The following is a 25791-nucleotide window of genomic DNA, read 5'->3' as shown; positions in this document are numbered from 1 at the left end:
CTGTAAAAGCTATTTCGTGGTTTGCATTGAGTTATCCCATTACAGCAGCTGTTCATGTTAAACATGGATGCTCACACTCTCGATTTATGGAATGATATCGTCTTTGAAAATGAGTTTAGAATAATCTTAAACTTTATGTTGCAATTGCCTATTGGATTCGGTATAATATTGACTGTTGGTCTGACGTTGCGATGATGTGAGAGGTTGCCGACACACCCGGCCCCTTTGCCATGGGGCATGTGCAGGGTTTTCTTACGGAGTATGTCCGATAATAAATTGGGCGAAAGAAGGAGGGACTTATATGGCAAAGCAAAAGATTCGTATCCGCTTGAAAGCATACGATCACAGAATTCTTGATCAATCCGCAGAGAAAATCGTTGAAACTGCAAAACGTTCCGGTGCAGGCGTATCCGGGCCGATTCCGTTGCCAACGGAAAAGCAAATCATCACCATTCTCCGTGCGGTACACAAGTACAAGGATTCCAGGGAGCAATTCGAACAACGCACTCATAAGCGTTTGATCGACATTGTAAACCCAACGCCGCAAACGGTTGATGCGTTGATGCGCCTGGATTTACCATCCGGTGTAGATATCGAAATCAAACTGTAATATCAGCATATGCGATCATAGGAAGGAAATGAGGTGTCAACATGAAAGGTATCTTAGGAAAAAAACTTGGTATGACTCAAGTGTTTACTGCAGAAGGTAACGTCGTTCCTGTAACGGTTATCGAAGCTGGACCTTGCGTAGTACTACAGAAGAAAGATCAAGAGAACGACGGCTATGAAGCTGTTCAATTTGGTTTCTCCGATAAAAAGGAAAGCAGATCGAACAAACCTGAAGCTGGTCACGCCAAAAAGGCAAATGCAACACCTAAGCGCTACGTTCGTGAAATTCGCGGCATTAACTTGGGCGATTATGAAGTTGGCCAAGAAGTTAAAGCTGACCTTTTCACAGAGGGCGAATTCGTTGACGTAACAGGTATTTCTAAAGGTAAAGGCTTTGCCGGCGTTATCAAACGTTGGGGACAAAGCACGGGTCCTATGTCTCACGGTTCCCGTTACCACCGTGGACCAGGTTCGATGGGTTCTATCCAAGCGAACCGTGTACCGAAGGGCAAACGCCTTCCAGGACATATGGGTCACGAAACAATCACGATCCAAAAGCTTGAAGTTATCCGTGTAGATGCAGAACGTAACGTTCTTCTAATAAAAGGTTCGATTCCGGGCCCGAAAAACGGATTCGTAAAAGTTAAACAAACAGTTAAGAACTAATTGCTCTTAAAGAAAGGAGGAACAGGAAATGCCTAAAGTAACAGTATATAACGTGAGCGGCGCGCAAGTGGGCGAGCTTGAACTGGCTGAAACGGTTTTCGGTATTCAACCAAATGTTCATGTTTTGCACAGTGCTGTTGTTAACCAACAAGCATCTGAACGCTTCGGCAATCACAAAACTAAAGGACGCTCCGAAGTACGCGGCGGCGGTCGTAAACCTTGGAAACAAAAAGGTACTGGCCGTGCTCGTCAAGGTAGCATTCGCTCCCCGCAATGGGTTGGCGGCGGTGTAGTATTCGGACCGACTCCACGCTCATACGGTTTCAAGCTTCCTAAGAAAGTTCGTCGTCTAGCGATTAAATCGGCATTGTCATCGAAAGTGATTGCAAACGAAATTATCGTATTGGATCAACTGACATTTGCAGCTCCTAAGACGAAAGAATTCGCAGCAATCCTAAGCAACCTTAAAGTTGGCCGCAAAGCTCTTGTAGTAACGGCTAACTATGAAGATAACGTAGCATTGTCTGCTCGTAACATCCCAGGTGTTAAATTCGTTGCAGCTGACGGCATTAATGTTCTGGATGTATTGGTGCATGACAACCTTATCATCACTAAAGAAGCAGTAGAGAAAGTACAGGAGGTGCTTGCGTAATGAAAAATCCACGCGATATTATCAAGCGCCCGGTTATCACGGAACGTACGAGCGATTACATGGTTGATAAAAAGTATGTGTTTGAAGTAGATCTTCGTTCAAACAAAACAGAAATCAAACTTGCGATTGAGCAAATTTTTAAAGTAAAAGTAACCGGCGTTAACACAATGCGTGTTGCGGGTAAACCAAAACGTTATGGTAAACATAGCGGATACAGACCGGATTGGAAAAAAGCGATCGTTCAACTGAGCGCTGACAGCAAAGAACTTGAATTCTTTGAAACGTCTGTTTAGAAAAGGAGGGAATCGAAGTGCCTATTAAAAAGTACAAACCGACATCTCCAGCTCGTCGTAACATGTCCGTCTCGACTTTCGAAGAGATCACGACAAGTACACCGGAGAAATCGTTGCTTGCTCCGCTTTTCAAAAAAGCTGGACGTAACAACCAAGGTAAAATTACGGTTCGTCACCATGGCGGCGGACACAAACGTAAATACCGTATTATCGACTTCAAACGTACAAAAGATGGTATCGTTGGTAATGTAGCATCGATCGAATACGATCCGAACCGTTCATCCAACATCGCTTTGATCCATTACGTAGATGGTGAAAAAGCATATATCATCGCGCCTAAAGGCTTGAAAGTCGGAGATCAAATCACTTCTGGTGTTGGCTCTGATATTAAACCGGGTAATGCTTTGCCGCTTGTTAATATCCCAGTCGGTACAGTTATCCACAACATCGAATTGAAACCAGGCAAAGGCGGACAACTTGTTCGTGCAGCTGGAACTAGTGCTCAACTTCTTGGTAAAGAAGATAACTACGTTTCCGTTCGTTTGTCTTCAGGTGAAGTTCGCCGTATCTTGAACACTTGCCGTGCTACAATTGGTTCTGTTGGTAACGAAGATCACGAACTCGTGAAAATCGGTAAAGCCGGCCGTAACCGTTGGCTCGGAAATCGTCCTCAAGTACGTGGTGTTGTCATGAACCCTAACGATCACCCACACGGTGGTGGTGAAGGCCGTGCTCCGATCGGACGCAAATCGCCAATGTCGCCTTGGGGTAAACCAACTCTTGGTTACAAAACGCGTAAGAAGAAAAAAGCATCGAGCCAATACATTATTCGTCGTCGCACGAAATAATAGTTGCTTGATAAAAACCGCGTGATACGAATGTATCGCTACCGCTTAGGTGAAGGGAGGAACACAAATGGGTCGCAGTTTAAAGAAAGGGCCGTTTATTGACGGTTACCTGCTTAAAAAAGTCGAGGTATTGAACGAAAGCGAGAAAAAAGTCGTTATCAAAACCTGGTCCCGCCGCTCGACCATTTTCCCGCAATTCATTGGTCACACGTTTGCAGTGTATGACGGACGCAAGCACGTGCCGGTATATGTAACGGAAGATATGGTTGGACACAAACTTGGTGAATTTGCACCAACTCGTACGTATAAAGGCCATGCTGGTGAAGACAAAAAAACGGGCAGACGTTAATTTGCCCTTAAACATCTCTAACTGAACGAGAGGAGGTTCCTACATGCCAGAAGCTAAAGCGCACGCTAAATTTATCCGTATTGCTCCCCGTAAAGCACAGCTTGTTGCGGATTTGATTCGCGGTAAACAAGTTGGCGAAGCAATCGCGATTTTGCGTCACACGCCTAAGTCTGCATCCCCAATTTTGGAGAAGCTGCTGAACTCTGCAATTGCTAACGCTGAGCATAACTATCAGCTTGACGTAAACAAATTGTTTATCTCGCAAGCCTTCGTTAACCAAGGGCCAACGATGAAACGTTTCCGTCCTCGTGCGATGGGTCGCGCAAGCCGGATCAATAAAAGAACCAGCCACATTACCTTGGTGGTATCTGAAAAATAAGGAGGGATTACGTGTGGGTCAAAAGGTAAATCCAGTAGGCTTCCGGGTCGGAGTTATCCGTGATTGGGAGTCCAAATGGTTCGCGGGCAAAGATTTCGGCGATCTTCTTATGGAAGACGTTAAAATCCGTGAATACTTGAAAAACAAGCTGAAAGACGCAGCAGTTTCTCACATCGAGATCGAACGTGCAGCTAACCGCGTGAACGTAACGATCCAAACCGCAAAACCAGGTATGGTTATTGGTAAAGGCGGTTCCGAAGTAGAAAACCTTCGTACTGAGCTTGGTAAAATCACTAAAGGCAAAAAAGTACACATCAATATCTCTGAAATCAAACATGCAGATCTTGACGCTATTCTTGTAGCTGAAAGCATCGCACAACAACTTGAGCGTCGTGTATCTTTCCGTCGCGCATTGAAGCAAGCAATTCAACGCTCCATGCGTTCAGGTGCTAAAGGGATCAAAACCGCAGTTAGCGGTCGTCTCGGTGGCGCGGAAATCGCACGTTCGGAAGGCTACAGCGAAGGAACAGTTCCACTTCATACACTACGTGCTGATATTGACTACGGCACGGCTGAAGCGGCTACAACATACGGCCGTATCGGCGTAAAAGTATGGATCTATCGCGGCGAAGTCCTTCCGACTAAGAAGAAAGCTCCCCAGGAAGGAGGCAACTAATCATGTTGGTACCTAAACGTGTCAAACACCGCAAACAACAACGCGGTCATATGAAGGGTCGCGCTAAAGGCGGCACTACAGTAGCATTCGGCGAATTTGGTCTTCAAGCTCTAGAACCATCATGGATCACTAACCGTCAGATCGAAGCGGCTCGTATTGCTATGACTCGCTACATCAAACGTGGCGGTAAAGTATGGATCAAAATTTTCCCTGCCAAACCAATTACTCAAAAGCCTCTTGAAGTGCGTATGGGTAGTGGTAAAGGTAACGTTGAGAAATGGGTAGCCGTAGTTAAACCAGGTAAAATCCTGTTTGAACTTGCTGGTGTATCCGAAGAAACCGCTCGTGAAGCGATGCGTCTTGCGGCTCATAAATTGCCTATCAAGACTAAATTCGTGAAGCGTGAAGAAGTGGGTGGTGAAGCAAATGAAAGCTAGTGAATTTAGAAACCTAACCTCTGCTGAGCTTGAACAACAGGTCGCTGGTTTTAAAGAAGAGCTTTTCAATCTTCGTTTCCAACTGGCTACTGGCCAATTGGATAACCCGACTCGGATCCGTGATGTGCGTAAAGGAATTGCTCGTGCTAAAACGATTTTGCGTGAAAGAGAACTCGGAATTAGCAGCTAGTTTATCCCTTACAAGAATGCATAAACACGGCTGAAGGAAGGAGGAAGAACATGAGCGAACGCAATGCCCGTAAAGTTCTAATTGGCAAAGTGGTAAGCGACAAGATGGACAAAACAATCGTGGTTGCTATCGAAACATACAAAAAACACGATTTGTACCATAAACGCATTAAAGTTACGAAAAAATTTAAGGCGCATGATGAGAACGGCCAAGCGAAAATTGGCGACATCGTGAAAATCATGGAGACTCGTCCGCTATCGAAAGACAAACGCTTCAGACTTGTAGAAGTTGTTGAAGTTGCTGTCATTATCTAATGAGCGTATGCAGTGCCTGAGCATTTTTCCGAAAGGAGGACGTTGAAATGATTCAACCATTTTCGCGCTTAGCGGTTGCTGACAACTCCGGCGCAAAACAATTGATGTGTATCCGTGTACTCGGTGGAACAGGACGTCGCGTTGGTCACATCGGCGATTTGATCGTTTGCTCAGTAAAACAAGCAACACCTGGCGGCGTTGTCAAAAAGGGTGACGTTGTTAAAGCGGTTATCGTTCGTACAAAACGTTCGGTTCGTCGTAAAGACGGTTCGTACATCGCGTTTGACGAAAACGCAGCTGTAATTGTTAAAGAAGACAAAAGCCCACGCGGTACTCGTATCTTTGGACCTGTTGCCCGTGAACTTCGCGATAAAGATTTCATGAAAATCGTATCGCTAGCTCCAGAAGTTATCTAAGAACAATATAAGCTTGAAAGCACAAGCGTGCAGGAGGTGTAACTCATGCCAAGGCTGAAAAAAGTACTCGAATCCCATAACAATAAATTGCACGTGAAAAAAGACGACACGGTTATCGTCATTACCGGTAAAGACAAAGGTAAGAAGGGCCGCGTTATCGCTGCGTATCCGCGTGAAAACCGCGTACTCGTAGAAGGTGTTAACACTGTTAAGAAACATACTCGTCCATCGCAAGCTAATCCACAGGGCGGTATTATCGAACAAGAAGCGCCAATTCACGTTTCAAACGTTATGCATATCGATCCGAAAAGCGGTAAAGTAACACGTATCGGATACAAAGTGCTCGACAACGGCAAGAAAGTTCGGATCGCGAAACGTTCCGGAGAAGTAATCGACTAATCGTTACGGTAGGAAAGGAGGTCCATGATCAATGGCAGCAAGATTGAAAGGTCGTTTCTTAAACGAAATAACTCCTGCTCTTATGCAGAAGTTCAACTATACGTCTGTTATGCAAGTGCCGAAAATTGAGAAGGTAGTTATCAACATGGGGGTAGGCGAAGCGGTTTCCAATTCAAAAATCCTTGATGTAGCAGTTGAAGAACTACGTATCATTTCCGGTCAAAAACCAGTCGTTACTCGTGCGAAGAAGTCTATTGCAGGCTTCAAGCTTCGTGAGAACATGCCAATCGGGGTTAAAGTTACATTGCGCGGTGAGCGTATGTACCACTTCCTTGATAAACTGTTCAACATTTCTCTTCCGCGTGTACGTGACTTCCGCGGTGTATCGAACAAAGCTTTCGACGGCCGTGGTAACTATACGCTTGGCTTGAAAGAGCAATTGATATTCCCAGAGATCGAGTACGATAAAGTCGATAAAGTGCGCGGTATGGACATCGTCATCGTCACGACGGCAAAAACGGACGAAGAATCTCGTGAATTGCTGACCCAAATGGGCATGCCGTTCACGAAGTAATCCACTTTTAGGAGGTGTAATACCCAGTGGCAAAAACTTCGATGAAAGTGAAGCAACAACGCGCCCCGAAATTTAAAGTGCGTGCATATACGCGCTGTGAGCGTTGCGGCCGTCCGCATTCTGTTTTGCAAAAGTTTAAAATTTGCCGGATTTGTTTCCGTGAGTTAGCACATAAGGGCCAGATTCCTGGCGTTAAAAAAGCAAGCTGGTAATCAGCCTAGTTTGGGAAGGAGGTTAACACAATGGTTATGTCTGATCCGGTTGCAGATATGTTGACGCGCATTCGTAATGCGAATGTAGTTCGTCACGAAACCGTGGAAATGCCCGCTTCGAAAATGAAGAAGCAAATCGCTGAGATTTTGAAGCGCGAGGGTTTTATCCGCGACGCTGAATATATCGAAGACAACAAACAAGGGATTATCCGTATTTTCTTGAAATACGGCCCTAACCAAGAGCGCGTAATTACTGGCTTGAAACGTATTTCGAAACCAGGCCTTCGCGTTTATACACAATCAACTGAAATCCCTCGTGTACTCGGTGGACTTGGAATTGCTATCATTTCCACTTCCAAAGGGATTATGACTGATAAAGAAGCTCGTCAGGTTAAATCCGGCGGCGAAGTAGTTTGCTACGTTTGGTAAGTAACAAGTCACAAAGATAGGAGGTGTAACAATGTCCCGTATTGGTCGCAAACCAATCCAAGTGCCTAACGGCGTAACAATCAGCTTGGACAACACAGTAATTACTGTAAAAGGACCGAAAGGATCGCTTTCCCGTGAAATTCACAAAGAAATGAAAGTGAATGTAACGGAAACGGAAATCCAAGTAGAACGTCCTTCCGATAATAAATTGCATCGCTCGTTGCACGGAACAACTCGCAGCGTCATCGCTAACATGGTGAGCGGCGTTACTGAAGGCTTCTCCAAAAACTTGGAGCTAGTAGGCGTTGGTTACCGTGCAAATAAAGCTGGGGATAAAATCGTTCTTAACGTTGGTTACTCTCACCCAGTCGAGATTGCTCCAGATAATGGAATCGAGTTTGAAGTACCTGCTAACACGAAAATCACTGTTCGCGGTATCGATAAAGAGCTCGTTGGTGCAACTGCTGCAAAAATTCGTTCCGTACGTGAACCAGAACCGTATAAAGGTAAAGGTATTAAGTACGAAGGCGAACGCATCATCCGCAAAGAAGGTAAAGCTGGTAAGAAAAAATAAGCAAACAGCCCGTTTGCTTAAGATAGCGTCTTAAGGCTGAAAGAAAGGAGTGAACTTTGTATGATTACGAAAGGCGACAAAAACAAGGCACGTCTAAAAAGACACCTTCGTGTTCGTAAAAAAATTAACGGTACAGCTGCACGTCCGCGTCTATCTGTATTCCGTTCCTCCAAGCATATGTATGCTCAATTAATCGACGATGTTTCAGGCGTAACAATCGTTTCTGCATCCACACAGGATAAAGAACTGACTGAAGTTGTTGGCAACGGTGGTAACATCGATGCAGCGAGCAAAGTCGGAGAATTGATTGCGAAACGCGCTCAAGCTAAGGGTGTAACCCAAGTAGTATTTGACCGCGGCGGTTACTTGTATCACGGCAGAATTCAGGCGCTTGCTACAGCAGCTCGCGAAGCTGGCCTAGAATTCTAATCGACTTTATTTATAAGGAGGTTAAACGACTTGCGTGTAGATCCAAATACGTTAGAACTGACTGAAAAAGTTGTTAATATCAATCGCGTATCTAAAGTTGTAAAAGGCGGACGCCGTTTCAGCTTTAGTGCACTTGTAGTAGTCGGCGACGGTAAAGGCTACGTTGGCGCAGGGATCGGTAAAGCAGGCGAAGTACCTGATGCAATCCGCAAAGGTATCGAAGATGCTAAGAAAAACCTGATCCACGTTCCAATCGTTGGCACGACTATTCCCCACCTTGTTCTCGGACATTTCGGAGCAGGTGAAGTTCTTCTGAAGCCAGCTTCTGAAGGTACTGGCGTTATCGCCGGCGGCCCGGTTCGTGCAGTTCTCGAACTTGCTGGTGTCGGCGACATCTTGACGAAATCGCTAGGTTCTTCGAACTCCATGAATATGGTTAACGCAACGCTTGAAGGTCTTTCCCGTCTTAAACGCGTGGAAGAAGTTGCAAAGCTACGTGGAAAAACAGTCGAAGAGCTGTTACGCTAAGGAGGGAAATAAGATGGCAAAATTGCAAATCACCCTCGTTCGCAGTTTAATCGGTCGCAACGAGAAACAACGTGCAACGGTTGAATCTTTCGGTCTTAAAAAGATTCGTCAGGCAGTTGTTTTGAACGATAGCCCAGCTGTCCGTGGCATGGTTAACACTGTTAGTCACTTGGTAAAAGTAGAAGAAGTACAAGAATAGCATGTAGTTCCAAGAAATAAATAAGGAGGTGCACGAACGATGAAATTGCATGAGCTAGCACCAGCACCGGGCTCTACCCAAGCGCCAAAGCGTAAAGGTCGCGGTATCGGTTCCGGTAACGGTAAAACGGCCGGTAAAGGTCACAAAGGCCAAAACGCTCGTTCCGGCGGCGGCGTTCGTCCTGGTTTCGAGGGCGGACAAAACCCTTTGTATCGTCGAGTGCCGAAGCGTGGATTTAACAACCCCTTCCGCAAAGAGTACGCAATTGTCAACATTGAAGAGCTTAACGCGTTTGCAGCAGGAACTGAAGTCACTCCAGAAGTTCTTATCGAGACTGGGATCGTAAAGAACCCGCTCGCAGGAATTAAAATTTTGGGCAATGGTGAAGTTAGCGTTACACTTACTGTAAAAGCAAACAAGTTCTCTCAATCTGCGGTAGAGAAAATCCAGGCTGCCGGCGGTAAAACCGAGGTGATCTAATTGTTCAAGACCGTATCCAACATCTGGAAAGTGGCGGATCTTCGTACAAGGATCCTCTTTACCCTTTTCATCCTTTTGATTTACCGCATCGGGTCCTTTATTCCAGTACCCGGTGTAAACAAAGATGTGTTTAAGCAGGTTGATGCAGCCGGTGCGGATCTGTTCGGCTTGCTTAACACGTTTTCCGGCGGTGCTTTGTTCCAATTCTCCATCTTCGCAATCGGTATTACGCCATACATTACAGCGTCGATTATCGTTCAGTTGTTGTCTATGGATGTAATTCCTAAGTTTGCGGAATGGGCAAAGGAAGGCGAGAACGGTAAACGTAAACTCGCGCAAATCACTCGTTATGGAACGGTTGTTCTTGGTTTGGTCCAGGGTTTCGCAACAGCAATCGGCTTTAACCGTCAATACGGTTATGAAATGGTTGTTGGCGCAACATTCGTTGACTATTTACTCATTGCAATCATCCTGACTGCAGGTACTGCTTTCTTGATGTGGCTCGGTGAGCAAATTACGGAAAAAGGAATCGGAAATGGTATTTCCATTCTTATCTTTGCAGCAATTGCAGCTGGTATTCCTGGACACATTCGTACGATCTTCGAAGATCAATTCGTTGGTGCCCAAGATCAACTGTTCTTGAACATTATCAAAATGCTGCTGATCCTGATTGCGATCATCGCAATCATTGTCGGTGTTATATTCGTACAACAAGGTATTCGTAAAATTCCGGTTCAATACGCTAAGCGCGTGGTTGGACGGAAAATGTACGGCGGACAATCGACGCACATTCCGATGAAAGTGAACGGCGCAGGCGTTATCCCGGTCATTTTCGCGGTATCGCTTATCATGTTCCCGATTACGATTGCGCAGTTCTGGTCTACGCAGGCCTGGGCAAAATGGATTATTGACAATATGAACTATGACAGACCTCTTGGTATGGTATTGTACGTATTGTTAATTATCGGTTTTACCTTCTTCTATACATTCGTGCAAATTAATCCGGTTCAAATGGCTGATCAGATGAAGAAGAACGGCGGCTACATTCCTGGCATTCGTCCAGGCAAGCCAACATCGTCTTACTTGACTCGCGTTATGTCGCGGATCACGTTGACTGGTGCGATCTTCCTGGCTGTCATCTCTGTACTTCCAGTGTTCTTCGGAACGTTGGCAGGATTACCGCGCTCAGTGCAGCTAGGCGGCACCTCGCTCTTAATCGTTATCGGTGTTGCACTAGATACGATGAAGCAAATCGAGAGCCAGTTGATCAAACGCCATTACAAAGGGTTTATCAATAAATAACAATAGGTTCTGACCGGGCTTCCGCGTTCGTCAACTAGCGTTGTGCGGAGCCCGCCCGAGCCTATTGTGCTTAAAGCGAGGAACTCAGCAATGAACATTTTATTCATGGGCCCTCCGGGAGCCGGTAAAGGTACACAAGCTGAACGGATCGTTGAAGAGTTCGGTATTCCCCATATTTCCACTGGCGATGCTTTCCGCCTCGCTATGAAAGAAGGAACCGCACTTGGAATCAAAGCGAAGGAGTATGTCGATCAAGGCCTGCTCGTTCCCGATGAGATCACGAACGGTATTGTAAAGGAAAGACTCGAACAAGACGATTGCAAAAATGGATTCTTGCTCGACGGGTTTCCTCGCACACTGCAGCAAGCAGAAGCACTTGATGCTATGCTTGCGGAGCTCGGTCGCAGTATTGACCATGTTGTAAATTTAAAGGTTGACCGCAGTTTGCTGCTTGCTCGTTTGACGGGCAGACGCATATCGAAAACGACTGGTACGACTTATCATGTAATCTTTAACCCACCTAAGGTCGAAGGGATCTGCGACAAGGACGGCGGGGAATTGTATCAACGTTCAGACGATACAGAGGAAAAGGTCGGAACACGTTTGGATGAGTATTCATCCAAAACAGCGCCTCTACTCGATTACTACAGTGCTAAAGGTCTCCTTCGCGAAGTCGACGGTGAGAAGGATATTGATGTTGTAACATCCGACATTATTTCCAACTTGAGAGGTTCATTGTAATGATTATTTGCAAATCCGAATCGGAGCTGCGATATATGAGGGAAGCAGGACGCATTGTTGCGGAAACGCATCGATTGATGGCGGAGGCTGTGAAACCAGGCATCACGACTCGTGAGCTTGACCAAATCGCTGAAGCGTACATTAAGAGTCAAAATGCGATTCCTTCCTTCAAAGGTTACAATGGTTTTCCTTCCAGCATTTGCGCTTCTGTGAATGACGAGCTGGTGCACGGCTTCCCTGGTTCACGCAAGTTGAACGAAGGCGATATAATTAGTATCGATATCGGTGCGCAGTACGAAGGCTTTCATGGCGACTCAGCTTGGACCTATGCGGTTGGAGCAGTAACGCCTGAAGTTCAGAAGCTGCTTGAGGTAACGGAAGCATCGCTTTATGCGGGGCTTGCGCTCATCAAACCAGATATTAGACTATATACAATTTCGCATGCTATTCAAAAGGTAATTGAAGATGCAGGATTCTCCGTAGTAAGGGAATACGTAGGGCACGGAATCGGCGCGGACCTCCATGAGGAACCACAAATACCGAACTACGGCATACCAGATCGCGGACCTCGTCTGAAGACCGGAATGGTGCTTGCAATCGAACCAATGGTTAATATCGGTGAACGATATGTCCGTACGCTCGAAGACAATTGGACGGTTGTAACGGAAGACGGCTCATGGTGCGCTCATTTTGAGCATACAGTAGCTGTTACAGAGGACGGCTTTGAAATATTGACCATTTTGCCGAAGCAGCCATAAGTATGACGATGGAAGCTCGTCCCCAAATTGGTCAGTTCGTCAAAGTGCTTCGCGGTAAAGATGAGGAAAGCTATGCTATTATCCTAGCAATCGTCGATGATCGATTCGTCATGATTGCCGATGGCCATAAGCGCCGATTCGATCAGCCGAAGAAAAAGAACGTTCTACATCTCGAGTTACAGCCTGCAATTAGTTCGGAGGTTTCTGGCAGCATGCAAGAAACCGGCAGGGTGACCAACGCAAAGTTACGTTATGCTATTCAGAAGTATGTAAATGCGAAAGGAGAATGACGCTTGGCTAAGGAAGACATCATTGAGGTCGAAGGTACGGTTATTGAGCCGTTGCCGAATGCCACGTTCAAGGTGGAGCTGGAGAACGGTCACCAAATTCTCGCACATGTTTCCGGTAAGCTCAGAATGCACTTTATCCGCATCCTGACAGGAGACAAGGTGGTTATACAGTTATCGCCTTATGATTTATCAAAAGGGCGCATCACCTATCGTAAGTAAGCTGCAATAGCGGCTTGGTTACGAAAGATTCGGGAGGTAATCACAATGAAGGTTAGACCTTCGGTAAAGCCGATCTGCGAAAAATGCAAAGTCATTCGTCGCAAAGGCAACGTTATGGTGATTTGTGAAAATCCGAAACACAAACAAAAACAAGGATAGAAGGAGGGGAATATAGCCTATGGCACGTATAGCTGGTGTAGACTTGCCGCGTGACAAACGCGTCGAAATCGCCCTGACATACATTTTCGGTATCGGCAAAACAACGTCGCAAAAACTTTTGAATACTGCTGAAGTTAGCTACGACACTCGTGTTCGTGACTTGACAGAAGACGAACTTGCTCGCCTTCGCGAAGCAATCGACAAATCTGTTAAAGTAGAAGGCGACTTGCGTCGTGAAATTTCACTTAACATTAAACGTCTGACTGAAATCGGATGCTACCGTGGTCTTCGTCACCGTCGCGGCTTGCCTGTTCGCGGTCAACGTACGAAAACAAATGCGCGTACGCGTAAAGGTCCTCGTCGGACTGTAGCTAACAAGAAGAAATAAGAAGGGAGGATAATGGACAATGGCTAAACCAAAAAAAGTCGTTCGTACGAAACGTCGCGACCGGAAAAATATTGAGACTGGCGTTGCGCACATTCGCTCGACATTCAACAATACGATCGTTACGATCACGGATCCGCACGGAAATGCGATTTCATGGGCAAGCTCTGGTAACATGGGCTTCAAAGGCTCACGTAAAAGCACGCCTTTCGCAGCTCAAATGGCTGCTGAGACGGCTGCCAAAGCAGCAATGGAGCATGGCATGAGAACCGTCGAAGTGATGGTAAAAGGACCAGGCGCTGGCCGTGAAGCAGCAATTCGTTCGCTTCAAGCAGCTGGATTGGAAGTTAACCTCATTAAAGACGTAACACCAGTTCCTCACAACGGATGCCGTCCTCCGAAACGTCGTCGCGTATAGTTGGATCCGATGTGGTATCAAATAACAACAACTTGTGAATAATGGTTGTGAAGGTTTGGCATACTACAAGATTTGACTTAAAATAACGGTAAGCTAACGGAGCGACGTTTGAAGGAGGGTACTATTAGTGATTGAGATCGAAAAGCCGAAAATCGAAACCGTAGAACTGAATGATGAGGGAACTTACGGACGTTTTGTCGTCGAGCCGCTTGAACGCGGGTATGGCACGACGCTTGGAAATTCGCTTCGCCGAATTTTGTTGTCTTCGTTGCCGGGTGCAGCAGTAACCTCGGTTCAAATCGATGGAGTGCTTCACGAGTTCTCTACGGTTCCCGGAGTGATTGAGGATGTTACCGAAATCATTCTGAACCTGAAGGGCCTCTCGTTGAAAATCCACTCCGATGAAGAAAAGGTGTTGGAAATCGACGCGGATGGCGAAGGGAATATTACAGCGGGCGACATTCGTGCAGACAGCGATGTCGAGATTTTAAGCCCTGATCTTCACATCGCAACCTTGGCTTCCGGCGCGCGGCTCCATATGCGGGTTTTTGCTAATCGGGGACGCGGTTACGTGCAAGCGGACCGCAACAAGAAAGACGAGCAACCGATTGGGGTAATTCCCGTTGATTCGATATACACGCCAATTACTCGTGTAAATTACAGCGTTGAAAATACGCGTGTTGGTCAAGTTACTAACTACGACAAGCTCACGCTTGAAGTATGGACTGACGGCAGTATTAGACCGGAAGAGGCTGTAAGCCTCGGCGCTAAAATTTTGACCGAGCATTTGGACCTGTTCGTTGGATTGACCGATGAAGCCAAAGATGCGGAAATTATGGTTGAGAAAGAAGAAGATAAGAAAGAGAAAGTTCTAGAGATGACGATCGAGGAACTTGATCTTTCCGTCCGTTCTTACAACTGCTTGAAACGCGCAGGTATCAACACAGTTCAAGAGCTAATCACGAAATCCGAAGAGGACATGATGAAGGTTCGTAATCTCGGACGTAAATCACTCGAGGAAGTTCAAGAGAAGCTTGAAGAGCTCGGTTTGGGCCTTCGCATGGAAGAGTAGTAACCAACTAGTGAAGACAAAAGAGCAAGGGAGGGGAAAACAAGATGGCATATCAAAAATTAGGACGTGACGCTAGTGCACGGAAAGCTTTGTTCCGTGACCTCGTTACTGACTTGTTCCTTTATGAGCGTATTCAAACGACTGAAGCAAAAGCGAAAGAAGTTCGTTCTATCGCTGAGAAGCTGATCACTAAAGCTAAGCAAGGTGATCTTCATGCTCGTCGTCAAGTAGCTGCTTATGTTCGTCGCGAATCAATTGACGGTCAACAAGACGCTATTCAAAAGCTATTCTCCGAACTGGCTAGCCGTTACTCGGAGCGTGCAGGCGGCTACACGCGTATTCTAAAACTAGGACCCCGTCGCGGCGACGCTGCGCCAATGGTTTACCTAGAATTGGTTGACCGCGCGTAGTACACCTAATAAATGTATAAGCTTGTCCACAGCGTTAAACCTTGTCCAAGCTTTATACGCGAGCGTAAACGTCTTATGCCTGCCTCCGGGCGGTGTAAGCACGCTAACGCTATGAGATATAAGTGAGTGTATGGTTTCCGTACACCTCTTGTATTTTAGTGAAAAGGGTGGACCCTTGAGGCCACCTTTTTTTATTTGCAAATCGGGCTTGTTCGTCTTGTTGACGGAATGCAAACCAGGGGCGACAGATGAGCTTTTGCGACATCTCCTAGGTGTCCAGAGGGCGCAGAACTTAAATTCCTTCTCGTTAAGGAATTTAGAACTTGTAGGAATCCCTTTAGCTAAAGGGGGGAAAAGGTTGAGGAATATTTGCGTAAAGGTCAGCTATGACGGGGCCGGCTTTAACGGTTTTCAAACGCAGCCATACGGCAGAACGGTTCAGGGTGAAATTGAGAAGGCCATTAAGAAGCTTACGGGCGAAACGACTATTATTATAGGTTCGGGTCGCACGGATGCGGGAGTACATGCACAAGGGCAAATATTCAATTTCTATACGGAGTCTACGATTCCTACTGAAAGATGGGCGATCGCGCTGAATACGAGGCTGCCCAAGGATATTGTCATTATTGAAGCATTCGATGTGCCCGAGCATTTTCACGCGCGAAGATCCGCCAAGCGCAAAACGTATCGCTATACGATTGATACCGGAAAGTTTCCTGACGTATTTGGCCGCCAGTACCGCTTTCATCATCCGACGCCGCTTGATGTGGATGCAATGCGTGAGGGACTGCGCTACCTAATCGGGGAGCATGACTTTACTTCATTTACATCGATCCATTCTACCAAGCCTCATCATATACGTACGATCTATGAAGCAGATTTTGTGCAAGAAGGCCCTATCGTACATATGTACGTAACAGGGAATGGTTTTTTGTACAATATGGTTCGAGTCATTATGGGAACTTTATTATGGGTTGGCGAAGGGAAGATGGCTTCATCTGAGATAAAACGCATACTGGAGGGCCGAAATCGGTCGCTCGCGGGTCCTACGGCCATGCCGCATGGTTTGATGCTGATAGATGTTGAATATTCCAGCGAAAAACAGGGATAAACCACTATAAATTGCTTGCACTTAACTATACTTTATAGTAGAATATAACTTGTGCTTTCGAAGTGGCTAACCCACAGCCCCGACTGAGATTGTCACAAACTTGGCTATCAACAATGAATAAACAAACCAACGTTTACGTTGTTATAAAAACGATTAATGTATGAAATTAAGGAGGATCATCCATGCGTACCACTTATATGGCTAAATCAACTGAAGTTGATCGTAAATGGTTCGTCGTCGATGCGGAAGGCAAAACGCTAGGCCGCTTGGCGAGTGAAGTTGCTGCCCTGATCCGCGGCAAACACAAACCGACATTTACGCCACATGTTGATACAGGCGATTTCGTTGTAGTTATCAACGCTGAAAAAATCCATCTGACAGGCAAAAAAATGTCGGATAAAATTTACTACCGTCACTCCATGTACTCCGGTGGCTTGAAAGCTACTCCGGCACAAGAGATGATCAAAAACAAGCCAGAGCGCGTTATCGAATTGGCTGTACACGGCATGTTGCCTAAGAACCGTCTTGGCGACAAAATGAAGCTTAAACTTAAAGTATACGCAGGTGCGGAACATCCACATCAAGCACAAAACCCTGAAGTTTACGAACTTCGCGGGTAATAAAGAGGAGGACAAGTTTCATGGCTCAAGTGCAATACTATGGAACCGGTCGTCGTAAACACTCTGTTGCACGTGTACGTCTTGTGCCGGGTGAAGGACGAATCATTATTAACAAACGCGACCTTAATGAATATTTTGGTCTAGAAACATTGAAGCTGATCGTAAAACAACCTCTTAACCTTACTGACACATTGTCGAAATACGATGTGCTTGTAATCGCTAACGGCGGCGGTATGTCCGGTCAAGCAGGCGCTATCCGTCACGGTATTTCCCGTGCTCTGCTTAAAGCAGATCCAGAATTCCGTCCGGCTCTAAAACGTGCTGGCTTCCTAACTCGTGATCCGCGTATGAAAGAACGTAAAAAATACGGTCTTAAAGCGGCTCGTCGCGCTCCACAATTCTCGAAACGTTAATTCTTATACGACAAAATGCTCTCTCTGCCAGCCAGGGAGGGCATTTTTTGTTTTCTCTGCAAAAGTTCCAAAACTTTATTTCATTTTGGTGTAAACTTATTATTGAACATTAAGCATTTTGGACGTATAATTTTTATACAGACTAATTTACTAGGATTTAAAAACGGAGGGCATACAAATGAACCTTTTTGAAAAAGAAGCGCTTATCAAGCAAAAGGAAGTAGAACTCGAAAACGCGACACCGGAAGAAATCATCGCGTTTGCGGTTGAAACTTTTCCTAATATTACTTTCGCATGCAGCTTTGGAGCAGAAGATGTCGTGTTAGTGGATATGCTGCAAAAAATCAGCCCAAAGACAGATATTTTCTATCTGGATACGGATTATCACTTCAAGGAAACCTATGAGACACGCGATAAAATGGCCGCTCGCTACCCAGGCATTCCATTCGTAGAAGTGAAACCGGAAATGACGCCGGATGAGCAAGCGGCGCAGTTTGGCGAAGAGCTTTGGAAATCCGATGCGAACGCATGCTGCAACATTCGTAAGGTTAAACCTTTGACTAACATTTTGTCGAAATACGATGCTTGGATTACCGGCATTCGCCGCGATCAAGCACCTACTCGCGCAAACTCCAAAAAAATCGAATACGATACAAAGTTCGGACTCGTTAAATTTAATCCGATCGCTCACTGGACTACTGAGGACGTTTGGAACTATATCCGCGAGAATGATGTTATTTACAACCCGCTGCATGATCAAAACTACCCGAGCATCGGCTGTGAGCAATGCACGCGTAAAGTAATGCCAGGTGAAGATCCTCGTGCTGGACGCTGGGCAGGACAAGAGAAAACAGAATGCGGATTGCATAAATAAGCAACTTTAGGAGGATACATCGCAAATGAATCAAATTCAACCGCACGGTGGCGTATTGGTTAACCGTATCGCTTCCGGCGAACAACGTGAAGCATTGCTGGCAGAAGCAAAAGGACTAAAAACGATTACGATCAACACATGGGCCATTTCTGACCTCGATTTGATCGGTGTTGGCGCTTTTTCACCTTTGACAGGCTTCATGAATGAAGCGGATTATCAATCGGTTGTTAAATCCATGCGTCTAGCGAATGGTACGGTATGGAGCATTCCGATTACGCTTGCCGTAGAAGAAACGAAAGCTGCTGAATTTAAGGTTGGCGAGCGCGCGGCGCTTGTCGGCGAAGACGGCATCATTTATGCCACTATCGATATCAACAGCATCTATACGGTTGATCACAAGGTTGAAGCAGTCAATGTATTCAAAACAGATGACCTTGAGCATCCGGGCGTACAAAAGCTGTTCGAACGTTCTTCAACAAACGTAGGCGGAGACATTACGGTATTGAACCGTCCGAAGCCAGAGAAGTTCGAAGACTTTTATTTTGACCCAGCGGAAACTCGCCGTATCTTTGCGGAAAAGGGCTGGAAAACAGTCGTTGGCTTCCAAACGCGTAATCCGGTTCACCGTGCGCATGAATACATTCAGAAAACGGCAATGGAAATCGTGGATGCTTTGTTCCTTAACCCGCTTGTGGGCGAAACAAAATCAGATGATGTTCCTGCGAACGTACGGATGAAGAGTTATCTTGCTTTGCTTGAGAACTATTACCCGCAGGATCGTGTTTTCCTTGGCGTATTCCCGGCAGCAATGCGTTATGCGGGTCCTCGCGAGGCGATCTTCCATGCGCTTGTCCGTAAAAACTACGGCTGTTCGCATTTTATCGTTGGACGCGACCATGCTGGCGTAGGCGACTACTATGGCACATACGAAGCACAGGATCTGCTCAAAACGATCCCGACCGAAGATCTTGGCATTACGCCGTTGTTCTTCGAACACAGCTTCTTCTGTAAGCAATGCGGCAACATGGCAACATCGAAAACTTGCCCGCATGACAAAGAGCAGCATTTGACGCTCTCGGGTACGAAGGTTCGCGCATTGCTGCGTGACGGCGTTTGCCCGCCGCCAGAGTTCTCCCGTCCTGAGGTAGCGAAGATTCTGATCGAAGGCATGTCGGAGCAGCCGGTAGGCTAATTCCAATTCCTATTTAACCAAAAGGTTTGTCTCATAAACGACCATCTCGTCCCATATAAATGAAAGTGTGCATTCGGCTCCTGGTGAGCCGATGGTTGCCGCGTATTCATTAGATGGGGGACGGGGTGGTTTTTTTATGCGCCGAATAGGTCGGCATGTTGTCATTTGGATGACGTATAAAGGGGCATTACGCATTGTTATCGGGCTGCTTGTCATCGCATTAACAGGGATTTTGCTTACGCAGTCCATGCCCTCTGCTAAAACATGGTCTTATTGGAGCCTTCCTCTTTCCGGGAAAACAATCGCGATTGATGCGGGGCATGGCGGAGTGGATGGGGGCGCAGTGAGCAAGCAAGGGGTAATCGAGAAGGATTTGAATCTCGCGATCGCACTTTATTTACGGGATTATTTGCAGCAGGCCGGTGCCATTGTCGTGATGACCAGGGAAGGCGATTACGACCTGGCAACAGGGGACGCAAGAGCGTACAGCAAACGCAAAACGGAAGATTTATTGAAACGGGTATCTGTCATTAAAGCAAGCCAGCCGGCAGCAGTCATAAGCATCCATATGAACAGTATTCCGTCAACGAAGTGGTCCGGGGCGCAAACCTTCTTTCACCCTGCGAATCATCCGGATAACCGCATTCTCGCCACCTTCATTCAAGATGAGATTAAACGCAATTTAGAAAATACGACGAGGGTCGCTGCTACGGTGAAGGATGTATATGTCCTGAAGGCGATAGACAACATACCGACGGCTTTGGTTGAAGTCGGCTTTTTGTCCAACCCGGGCGAATCGCAGCGGCTTGCGGATACGGAGTACCAAAGGCAGGTAGCCGCCTCCATCTATGAGGGCGTTCTTCGTTATGTCTCCGGAGAGAAGCTCAGCGGAAGCGTGCTGCAGAACGAAGTGGCTCCAAAATAATAGGAATGTCCGCTATTCGCGGACAGGGCCAGCACTTCAGCAGAGGGCTTGGTTGCTTGGCTTACTGTGCTATAATGATTATTATCTAGTTTTGATTACATAAAGGTGGGACATATATGACATTGACACGCGAGCAAGTCATCGATGCCGTCGAATCCGTGACGGCACAGCATAAAGCGGATGAGATCACCATCCGCGACGTAATGGTTCGGGACCGTCAGGTTTCCATGACGGTCCTTGGGGTCGGCGCGGCATCGCAGCCCGCGCTTGAAGCCTCGCTCCGCGAGGCGCTGGCGCGCCTAGGCGCCGAAACCGTGCACTGCCGGTTTCGGGCAGAGGCAGCGCCTGCCGCGGGCGCAGGCGCGTCTACGCCGCCGCCTGCGGCTGCTAAAGCACCGGCCGCGGCTAGCGCCGGCGGTGCCGGCAAAGCTGGCGGCCCCGCGCCCATTGAGGGCCACGGGGCCGGTCTTGGGAGTGCGCTGCTGGATCCTAGCAGCGGCGTGCAGTTCATCGCCGTCGCCAGTGGCAAAGGCGGCGTCGGCAAATCAACGGTGACCGTTAACCTGGCGGTCGCCTTAGCCCGCAGGGGCAAACGCGTCGGCATCATCGATGCCGACATCTATGGCTTCAGCGTCCCCGATATGATGGGCATCGAGGAACGTCCTGAAGTCGTGAACGAACGGGTAATCCCGATCGAGAAATTTGGCGTGAAGGTTATGTCCATGGGCTTCTTTGTCGAAGACAACAGCCCCATTGTATGGCGCGGGCCTATGCTTGGCAAAATGCTGCGCAACTTCTTTCAAGAAATCGAGTGGGGCGAGCTGGACTACCTGCTGCTTGATCTCCCGCCAGGTACAGGGGACATCGCGCTGGATGTTCACCAGATCATTCCGCAAAGCAAAGAAATTATCGTTACCACGCCGCATGCAACGGCTGCGTTCGTAGCAGCAAGAGCAGGGGCCATGGCGATCAAGACGGAGCATGAGATCATTGGTATCGTCGAGAATATGTCTTATTACGTTTCCAAAAGCTCCGGCGAGAAGGAATACGTATTTGGCCGCGGCGGCGGTGCAAGGCTGGCTGAGACGCTGCATGCCGACCTGCTTGCGCAAATCCCGCTTGGAGCGCCGGATAACCATGTGTCGGAGCCGGATTTTGCGCCGTCGGTTTACAAAGCGGATACCGAGACAGGCCAGCTCTACCTAGAACTTGCTGACAGCGTGTTATCCAAATGCGAAAGCTAATCTAATGGCAAAAGCCCGAACGGATGCCCTGAAGCCATAACGCGCTTCAATACGGGACAAACTGTTCGGGCTCTTTTATTGGCATTGCATTGCAGTCGTCCGTTCTCCGTATGAATTACATACCGGAGTCGCTTTGTTCTTCTTCGGAGCCGGATTCTTCGCTTTGCTGGTCTTCTTCCTCGGATTTCTGTTCCTCTTCCCCGGAACCTTCTTCCTTTTTCTTATCGACCTTCTCGTTAGGGTTCGGTTTAAGCTCTTCTTGCACCGCTTTTTTCATTAAATCGAGTACTTCAAGACGGAATAAAGGATTTTGCATCGCGTCCTGCATCAAAGACATAACCTCTTTGCGATACTGCGTGCTTTGCAGCACCTCCAGGATCATCTTGTCCATCTCCGGATTTTTCAGCACTTTAATCAAATCGGCTTGGTAAGAAGGGTCTTTGATCAACTCTTTATGAATTTCTTTGTTTTGCTTATTGACGGATTTTGCGAATTCCCCAGCGAAACGCGGGTCAACCATCAATTTTTTGATGACCTTGTCGTATTGGGGAGAGATCAGGACATCTTTAACGGCTAAGCGAACCTCTTCTTGGTCTTGGACCGAAAGCAGCTTAGACGTTTGGCCCGAATAGCCGGACATTTGCTGTGAAGATTCCTGCAGCGCTTTTTGCGCGTCCTCCGTTTTGAGGATATCAATTACCATCGACTTCAAATCCTTATAGCTGACCTGCTCGTTACCTCCTGACGGCTCGGCACCACAACCTGCAAGGACAAACACCATTGCTGAGATAACCGACAATAAAGCCCACCGTTTACGCATTCTTCACATGCTCCTTTCTATGTCAGTACTGCTGTATTCCATAAGGATAATCAAATCGTTCTAAAAGTGATGGATCGTGGTCTTATTATGCGCATTGTTCACCGTATTATCATGGACAATCGTTAGCTTTTTGTTGTGAACGTGGTAAAATAAAGGGTAATACGGAAGCATTTAATTACAGCTGGCGGTAACCGAGTTCTTATCGGGCATTTACGGGCTAAAAGGATTATTAATTTTAGGCTGGACAGCCAACCGTCATAACATTCAGGAGGATAAGGAACGTGAATTTAAAAAAGTGGTTCTTTTTGTTTTGGAGCGGCATGGTAGTCGGGGGGCTGGCTTGCGTGGTCACCGGGGCAATCATGGCTTGGGTTGATCCGGAGTTCGGCTTTTTGGGCTTTAAGGCGGTTGGTTTTAACGCATTGATGATGGCTTTGGTCGGTTTAATGATCGGAGCATTTAGCCAAATGGGCTTTTTCGCTTATCTAACCTTGAACTATATTGCCCTTAGCGTGTTTGGCAAAAAATACTTATGGAACACGCTGCAAGGCTACACGACCGTATTTGCAGCTGTAGGACTTGGATACCTTCTTTACGAGCAGCGCATGAATAACTGGTTTTTCTGGACGCTGCCGCTTATCCTGCTTATCCTCTCCGGGGTGGTATCATGGTTCAAGGTGAAGCAGACGAACCAAACGGCTTTTGTTCCGACCATGTTTCTTATGTTCGTCATTACCTTTATTGAAGCATGGCCTGCGCTGCAGGGTGAAACAAACGTTTCCGCCATTATCTTTATGATGGTTCCTTTATTCGTTTGCAATGCATACCAAATTATGATGATGCATCGCTTGGTCAAAAAAGAAACAACCGGCTCCGCAGCGATCACTGCAAAGCCGGTCGTATAGCTTAGTATTCCAATTCGGCGGCATCGAGCTGCGGGAATGTAGACGATGTCTTATCCTGCACGGCTTTGCCGTCGATTTCTGTTTGTGTGATCAGATCGGTAACAGTGACAAAATCGTAGCCCTTTTCACGGAGCTGGTCAATAACGGCCGGTAGCGCTTCATGCGTTTGCTTTACGGAATCGCTTGCGTGGAACAAAATGATATCCCCGGGATGGGCGCGCGTTACGACCCGGTTAATGATTTTTTCTGTGCCGATATTCATCCAGTCCAATGAATCCGTATCCCATTGAATAACCTTGTATTGCAGTTCTTCGGCGATACGTAGTACACGTTTGTCAAAATCGCCGTTAGGAAGCCGGATTAATTTAGGCTGTTTTCCAGTTACGTCGGATAAAATAGTATGCGCAGTCGTAATTTGCTTGCGGATTTCTTCATCGCTAAGCTTGCTGTAGTTATCGTGCTTGTGGCCGTGGCTGCCAATTTCATAGCCGGCGTCTTGAATTTTTTTGACGATTTCCGGATGGGATTGACTCCAAGGAGAGGACAAGAAGAATGTAGCCTGTTTGATGTTTTTCTCTTTCAGCACATTAAGAATGGGTTCCGTGCGTTTGTCTCCCCAGCTAATATCGAAGGTAAGGGCGACTACCTTTTTATCAGTGGGAACACTGTAGATTGCCGCTGGCTGCTGCGGGGCAAACACAGTGATGTTGTCGCGTTCGGCATAAATAATGCCGATTGAGAAGACAACAGCGATGGCGATTAAGAAATACCTTTTCATTTTACGGCCGTTCAGAACATAAAAAACGTTCATGGGGAAGGGCACTCCTCTCTAATGGAAGCTTGTACAAAGATAAGAAAGTATAAATCCGACCTTTATCCTTCGCTTATCTTTTTACGCGGAACGAGCATTGCCTCCATAGAAGGCCGTTGTCGTTTACGCTTGTAGTACAATCTATGCTCGTACTACCGAGATATTCATCTATATTTAGAAGCAACATGCTGCGGAGGGGAATAAATTGTTTAATTGGCGTATAAATTGGGAGCATTTTAAGCGGATGAATCCTTATATCGCGTTTAGTACGATCTTGTTTTTTGCAGGCATGGTCATCGGGGGAACAAATCCGGCCTTTAAAGCTTTCCTGGACGGCCAGCTCGAGGGACTTGGGAAGCTTGCCGATATGATCGACAATTCGAGTAATCCGACATTGACGATGATTATTTTCATTTTCTTAAACAATGCGATTAAATCCGTCGTAGTCATGTATTTAGGAGCGATGTTTGGGATCCTGCCATTTTTCTTCTTAGTCGTGAACGGGATGATGATCGGTTACCTGCTTAAGACCACCGCGGATCTGCATGGCAGCGGGTACGTTATGGAGATAATTGTTAAAGGCTTGCTGCCCCACGGCATATTGGAAATTCCGGCTATTATCATTGCATGTGCTTTTGGCATGCGTTTTGGAGTACTCGTTTTAAAAGCGGGACGCTCCTTGGTATTTGCCAGGTCTAAATCAAGCGGCTTGGGACGAGAACTGGAGTCCTTCGCGATTAGAACGGTCCCGATGGTAGTTTATTTGACAATAACACTGCTTATTGCAGCAGTAATTGAAAGTACAATTACAACATGGTTGTTAACCATGTAATAATTTTTCCAATATTTGAGCATAACAGTAAAGCAGTGTCGAAACGCATTTGCGTAAGACGTTGCTTTTTTGTTCGTTAACGGACGGTCTAGTTGCGCTTTACAACTAAAGGAGGTCACTCACCGCTATGCTCGGAATACTATTCAACGATAAAGAATGCAAAGAACTCGACTATGTCCTTCGCAAAGAACTGGATGAAATGCTGCTTGACCTGAATGATTCAAGACTAGACGGCGATATAAAGCAAGCTATTACAAGAAGATATAAAATCATCTTTCGTATGTATGCACGAATTGCCTCCCCAAAAGAACTGTCGCGTTATGCGTTAAATGTGCGATCTTACCGATAAAATCAGGTTTTGAAAAAAACTTTTAAAAAAGGGGTTGCATTTAATTGGGCCCCTGTGATATATTATTTCTTGTCGCCGCTGAGACACACGCGGTTGACACGAAAGAGCAAATTGTTCTTTGAAAACTGAACAACGAGTAATAACTGCCTCGCAAATCCTTCGGGATAAGCGAAAAAAGCGATAAAAAGTAATGAGCATTTCAAACACCAATTTGGAGAGTTTGATCCTGGCTCAGGACGAACGCTGGCGGCGTGCCTAATACATGCAAGTCGAGCGGATCTTGTCCTT

General features: G+C 46.6%; 43 protein-coding genes and 1 rRNA gene. 42 read left to right on the top strand and 2 right to left on the bottom strand.

Annotation, left to right across the window (positions count from 1 at the left end; all coding sequences use genetic code 11):
* Positions 1-301 precede the first annotated feature (301 nt).
* The 38 genes from rpsJ (at position 302) to MRBLPE1_RS09885 (ending at position 21786) form a co-directional block, all read left to right on the top strand.
* Positions 302-610 carry a 30S ribosomal protein S10 gene (rpsJ, locus tag MRBLPE1_RS10070; protein ID WP_017692074.1) on the top strand — a complete coding sequence of 103 codons (309 nt, stop codon included), beginning with the start codon at positions 302-304 and terminating at the stop codon, positions 608-610.
* Positions 611-651: 41 nt separating this feature from the next.
* Entirely contained in the window at positions 652-1275 is a 624-nt protein-coding gene (gene rplC, locus MRBLPE1_RS10065) for a 50S ribosomal protein L3 (protein WP_364144872.1), read from the top strand.
* 28 nt (positions 1276-1303) lie between these two features.
* On the top strand, positions 1304-1927 hold the full coding sequence (gene rplD, locus MRBLPE1_RS10060; RefSeq protein WP_053373899.1) for a 50S ribosomal protein L4: 624 nt from the start codon (positions 1304-1306) through the stop codon (positions 1925-1927).
* Positions 1927-2220, top strand: coding sequence for a 50S ribosomal protein L23 (rplW, locus tag MRBLPE1_RS10055; protein WP_053373900.1), 294 nt, complete (start codon positions 1927-1929; stop codon positions 2218-2220). Before rplD ends, rplW begins: the two co-directional genes overlap by 1 nt.
* A 17-nt stretch (positions 2221-2237) precedes the next feature.
* Positions 2238-3068, top strand: coding sequence for a 50S ribosomal protein L2 (rplB, locus tag MRBLPE1_RS10050; protein WP_364144869.1), 831 nt, complete (start codon positions 2238-2240; stop codon positions 3066-3068).
* 67 nt (positions 3069-3135) lie between these two features.
* Positions 3136-3417, top strand: coding sequence for a 30S ribosomal protein S19 (rpsS, locus tag MRBLPE1_RS10045; protein ID WP_183571400.1), 282 nt, complete (start codon positions 3136-3138; stop codon positions 3415-3417).
* Positions 3418-3460: 43 nt separating this feature from the next.
* Positions 3461-3796: a 50S ribosomal protein L22 gene (gene rplV, locus MRBLPE1_RS10040; RefSeq protein ID WP_028609649.1), complete on the top strand. Its 336-nt coding sequence runs from the start codon at positions 3461-3463 to the stop codon at positions 3794-3796.
* A gap of 13 nt (positions 3797-3809) precedes the next feature.
* The gene (gene rpsC, locus MRBLPE1_RS10035) at positions 3810-4472 is read left to right on the top strand and encodes a 30S ribosomal protein S3 (protein ID WP_056635969.1); all 663 of its coding nucleotides are present in this window, start codon (positions 3810-3812) and stop codon (positions 4470-4472) included.
* A gap of 2 nt (positions 4473-4474) precedes the next feature.
* Positions 4475-4909, top strand: coding sequence for a 50S ribosomal protein L16 (gene rplP, locus MRBLPE1_RS10030; protein WP_028609647.1), 435 nt, complete (start codon positions 4475-4477; stop codon positions 4907-4909).
* Positions 4899-5099, top strand: a complete 201-nt coding sequence (gene rpmC, locus MRBLPE1_RS10025) for a 50S ribosomal protein L29 (RefSeq protein ID WP_053373905.1) — start codon at positions 4899-4901, stop codon at positions 5097-5099. Before rplP ends, rpmC begins: the two co-directional genes overlap by 11 nt.
* 50 nt (positions 5100-5149) lie before the next feature.
* Positions 5150-5413 carry a 30S ribosomal protein S17 gene (gene rpsQ, locus MRBLPE1_RS10020; protein ID WP_110773989.1) on the top strand — a complete coding sequence of 88 codons (264 nt, stop codon included), beginning with the start codon at positions 5150-5152 and terminating at the stop codon, positions 5411-5413.
* 47 nt (positions 5414-5460) lie between these two features.
* Positions 5461-5829: a 50S ribosomal protein L14 gene (rplN, locus tag MRBLPE1_RS10015; RefSeq protein WP_054025318.1), complete on the top strand. Its 369-nt coding sequence runs from the start codon at positions 5461-5463 to the stop codon at positions 5827-5829.
* A 45-nt stretch (positions 5830-5874) separates the two neighbouring features.
* Entirely contained in the window at positions 5875-6228 is a 354-nt protein-coding gene (rplX, locus tag MRBLPE1_RS10010) for a 50S ribosomal protein L24 (RefSeq protein ID WP_076271424.1), read from the top strand.
* A 31-nt stretch (positions 6229-6259) separates the two neighbouring features.
* Positions 6260-6802, top strand: coding sequence for a 50S ribosomal protein L5 (gene rplE / locus MRBLPE1_RS10005; protein ID WP_053373908.1), 543 nt, complete (start codon positions 6260-6262; stop codon positions 6800-6802).
* 26 nt (positions 6803-6828) lie between these two features.
* Positions 6829-7014 (top strand): type Z 30S ribosomal protein S14, encoded by a 186-nt coding sequence (locus MRBLPE1_RS10000; protein ID WP_056635963.1) that lies wholly within the window; start codon positions 6829-6831, stop codon positions 7012-7014.
* Between the two features lie 30 nt (positions 7015-7044).
* Positions 7045-7443, top strand: a complete 399-nt coding sequence (gene rpsH, locus MRBLPE1_RS09995) for a 30S ribosomal protein S8 (RefSeq protein ID WP_053373909.1) — start codon at positions 7045-7047, stop codon at positions 7441-7443.
* Positions 7444-7474: 31 nt separating this feature from the next.
* A complete protein-coding gene (rplF, locus tag MRBLPE1_RS09990) occupies positions 7475-8017 on the top strand; it encodes a 50S ribosomal protein L6 (protein ID WP_364144860.1) in 543 nt (180 codons plus the stop codon).
* A gap of 60 nt (positions 8018-8077) precedes the next feature.
* Complete coding sequence (gene rplR, locus MRBLPE1_RS09985) at positions 8078-8446, top strand: 50S ribosomal protein L18 (RefSeq protein WP_364144857.1); 369 nt, start codon at positions 8078-8080, stop codon at positions 8444-8446.
* Positions 8447-8476: 30 nt separating this feature from the next.
* Positions 8477-8974 (top strand): 30S ribosomal protein S5, encoded by a 498-nt coding sequence (rpsE, locus tag MRBLPE1_RS09980; RefSeq protein WP_054025314.1) that lies wholly within the window; start codon positions 8477-8479, stop codon positions 8972-8974.
* A 13-nt stretch (positions 8975-8987) separates the two neighbouring features.
* Complete coding sequence (gene rpmD, locus MRBLPE1_RS09975) at positions 8988-9173, top strand: 50S ribosomal protein L30 (protein WP_076271422.1); 186 nt, start codon at positions 8988-8990, stop codon at positions 9171-9173.
* 39 nt (positions 9174-9212) lie between these two features.
* Positions 9213-9653 (top strand): 50S ribosomal protein L15, encoded by a 441-nt coding sequence (rplO, locus tag MRBLPE1_RS09970; protein WP_053373914.1) that lies wholly within the window; start codon positions 9213-9215, stop codon positions 9651-9653.
* Entirely contained in the window at positions 9654-10955 is a 1302-nt protein-coding gene (gene secY / locus MRBLPE1_RS09965) for a preprotein translocase subunit SecY (protein ID WP_364144854.1), read from the top strand. It abuts the gene before it with no gap.
* Between the two features lie 90 nt (positions 10956-11045).
* Positions 11046-11696: an adenylate kinase gene (locus tag MRBLPE1_RS09960; protein ID WP_364144851.1), complete on the top strand. Its 651-nt coding sequence runs from the start codon at positions 11046-11048 to the stop codon at positions 11694-11696.
* Positions 11696-12454, top strand: coding sequence for a type I methionyl aminopeptidase (gene map, locus MRBLPE1_RS09955; protein WP_364144849.1), 759 nt, complete (start codon positions 11696-11698; stop codon positions 12452-12454). Before MRBLPE1_RS09960 ends, map begins: the two co-directional genes overlap by 1 nt.
* Before the next feature lie 8 nt (positions 12455-12462).
* Positions 12463-12744: a KOW domain-containing RNA-binding protein gene (locus MRBLPE1_RS09950; protein WP_364144947.1), complete on the top strand. Its 282-nt coding sequence runs from the start codon at positions 12463-12465 to the stop codon at positions 12742-12744.
* Between the two features lie 3 nt (positions 12745-12747).
* A complete protein-coding gene (infA, locus tag MRBLPE1_RS09945) occupies positions 12748-12963 on the top strand; it encodes a translation initiation factor IF-1 (RefSeq protein ID WP_053373919.1) in 216 nt (71 codons plus the stop codon).
* A gap of 45 nt (positions 12964-13008) precedes the next feature.
* The gene (rpmJ, locus tag MRBLPE1_RS09940) at positions 13009-13122 is read left to right on the top strand and encodes a 50S ribosomal protein L36 (protein ID WP_003333770.1); all 114 of its coding nucleotides are present in this window, start codon (positions 13009-13011) and stop codon (positions 13120-13122) included.
* Positions 13123-13141: 19 nt separating this feature from the next.
* Complete coding sequence (gene rpsM, locus MRBLPE1_RS09935) at positions 13142-13510, top strand: 30S ribosomal protein S13 (protein ID WP_054025308.1); 369 nt, start codon at positions 13142-13144, stop codon at positions 13508-13510.
* Between the two features lie 19 nt (positions 13511-13529).
* On the top strand, positions 13530-13925 hold the full coding sequence (gene rpsK / locus MRBLPE1_RS09930) for a 30S ribosomal protein S11 (protein WP_053373921.1): 396 nt from the start codon (positions 13530-13532) through the stop codon (positions 13923-13925).
* Between the two features lie 127 nt (positions 13926-14052).
* Positions 14053-14997 (top strand): DNA-directed RNA polymerase subunit alpha, encoded by a 945-nt coding sequence (locus MRBLPE1_RS09925; protein WP_053373922.1) that lies wholly within the window; start codon positions 14053-14055, stop codon positions 14995-14997.
* A gap of 44 nt (positions 14998-15041) precedes the next feature.
* A complete protein-coding gene (gene rplQ / locus MRBLPE1_RS09920) occupies positions 15042-15407 on the top strand; it encodes a 50S ribosomal protein L17 (RefSeq protein ID WP_169090744.1) in 366 nt (121 codons plus the stop codon).
* Between the two features lie 358 nt (positions 15408-15765).
* Positions 15766-16518 (top strand): tRNA pseudouridine(38-40) synthase TruA, encoded by a 753-nt coding sequence (gene truA / locus MRBLPE1_RS09915; RefSeq protein WP_364144845.1) that lies wholly within the window; start codon positions 15766-15768, stop codon positions 16516-16518.
* 182 nt (positions 16519-16700) lie between these two features.
* Positions 16701-17138 (top strand): 50S ribosomal protein L13, encoded by a 438-nt coding sequence (gene rplM / locus MRBLPE1_RS09910; protein ID WP_053373925.1) that lies wholly within the window; start codon positions 16701-16703, stop codon positions 17136-17138.
* 20 nt (positions 17139-17158) lie between these two features.
* Positions 17159-17551 (top strand): 30S ribosomal protein S9, encoded by a 393-nt coding sequence (gene rpsI / locus MRBLPE1_RS09905; protein ID WP_056635921.1) that lies wholly within the window; start codon positions 17159-17161, stop codon positions 17549-17551.
* Between the two features lie 178 nt (positions 17552-17729).
* Positions 17730-18425 (top strand): phosphoadenylyl-sulfate reductase, encoded by a 696-nt coding sequence (locus tag MRBLPE1_RS09900; protein ID WP_364144841.1) that lies wholly within the window; start codon positions 17730-17732, stop codon positions 18423-18425.
* Between the two features lie 25 nt (positions 18426-18450).
* Positions 18451-19617, top strand: coding sequence for a sulfate adenylyltransferase (gene sat / locus MRBLPE1_RS09895; protein WP_364144838.1), 1167 nt, complete (start codon positions 18451-18453; stop codon positions 19615-19617).
* A 136-nt stretch (positions 19618-19753) separates the two neighbouring features.
* Complete coding sequence (cwlD, locus tag MRBLPE1_RS09890; protein WP_364144835.1) at positions 19754-20542, top strand: N-acetylmuramoyl-L-alanine amidase CwlD; 789 nt, start codon at positions 19754-19756, stop codon at positions 20540-20542.
* Positions 20543-20658: 116 nt separating this feature from the next.
* The gene (locus tag MRBLPE1_RS09885; RefSeq protein WP_364144833.1) at positions 20659-21786 is read left to right on the top strand and encodes an Mrp/NBP35 family ATP-binding protein; all 1128 of its coding nucleotides are present in this window, start codon (positions 20659-20661) and stop codon (positions 21784-21786) included.
* A gap of 115 nt (positions 21787-21901) precedes the next feature.
* Here MRBLPE1_RS09885 and gerD read toward each other — a convergent pair whose 3' ends face one another.
* On the bottom strand, positions 21902-22606 hold the full coding sequence (gene gerD / locus MRBLPE1_RS09880; protein WP_364144830.1) for a spore germination lipoprotein GerD: 705 nt from the start codon (positions 22604-22606) through the stop codon (positions 21902-21904).
* Positions 22607-22887: 281 nt separating this feature from the next.
* Here gerD and MRBLPE1_RS09875 point away from each other — a divergent pair, with 281 nt between their 5' ends.
* The gene (locus tag MRBLPE1_RS09875) at positions 22888-23511 is read left to right on the top strand and encodes a KinB-signaling pathway activation protein (RefSeq protein ID WP_364144827.1); all 624 of its coding nucleotides are present in this window, start codon (positions 22888-22890) and stop codon (positions 23509-23511) included.
* A 1-nt stretch (position 23512) separates the two neighbouring features.
* On the opposite strand, the gene pdaB is transcribed toward MRBLPE1_RS09875, so the two are convergent.
* On the bottom strand, positions 23513-24322 hold the full coding sequence (gene pdaB, locus MRBLPE1_RS09870; protein WP_364144825.1) for a polysaccharide deacetylase family sporulation protein PdaB: 810 nt from the start codon (positions 24320-24322) through the stop codon (positions 23513-23515).
* Positions 24323-24527: 205 nt separating this feature from the next.
* On the opposite strand from pdaB, the gene MRBLPE1_RS09865 reads away from it, so the two are divergent.
* The 3 genes from MRBLPE1_RS09865 to MRBLPE1_RS09855 form a co-directional block, all read left to right on the top strand.
* Positions 24528-25154: a stage II sporulation protein M gene (locus MRBLPE1_RS09865; protein WP_364144822.1), complete on the top strand. Its 627-nt coding sequence runs from the start codon at positions 24528-24530 to the stop codon at positions 25152-25154.
* 127 nt (positions 25155-25281) lie between these two features.
* Entirely contained in the window at positions 25282-25503 is a 222-nt protein-coding gene (locus tag MRBLPE1_RS09860; protein ID WP_364144819.1) for a hypothetical protein, read from the top strand.
* Between the two features lie 208 nt (positions 25504-25711).
* A 16S ribosomal RNA gene (locus MRBLPE1_RS09855) occupies positions 25712-25791 on the top strand; the annotation flags it as partial.

The sequence above is a fragment of the Paenibacillus sp. LPE1-1-1.1 genome (assembly GCF_040676435.1).
Classification (GTDB): domain Bacteria; phylum Bacillota; class Bacilli; order Paenibacillales; family Paenibacillaceae; genus Pristimantibacillus.
This window is presented reverse-complemented; position numbering and strand designations above follow the sequence as displayed.